Origin of the sequence: Belnapia arida (genome assembly GCF_016773205.1) — a bacterium.
GTDB classification, from domain to species: Bacteria; Pseudomonadota; Alphaproteobacteria; order Acetobacterales; family Acetobacteraceae; genus Belnapia; species Belnapia arida.
The window spans coordinates 1-227 of the sequence record NZ_JAETWB010000238.1; the positions used below are offsets into that span (position 1 = coordinate 1).

General features: G+C 69.6%; 1 pseudogene. It reads left to right on the forward strand.

Annotated elements, in window-relative coordinates:
* Positions 1 to 227: pseudogene (locus tag JMJ56_RS33540) on the forward strand (IS110 family transposase); the annotation flags it as partial.

The window sequence follows — 227 nt, forward strand, 5'->3', positions numbered from 1 at the left end:
GTGCCGGCCAAGACCGAGGCGCAGCAGGCGAGCCTGGTGGAGCTCAAGGTCCGCGACATGCTGGTGCGCCAGCGCACTCAGACCGTCAATGCATTGCGCTCCCACCTCGCCGAGTACGGCATCGTGGCGGCGCAGGGACGCAAGCTCACCGAGCTGATCGCGGTAGTCCGCGACGGCGACGATGCCCGGCTGCCCCACTTGGCACGCGAGGCGCTGGGCGATCTGGT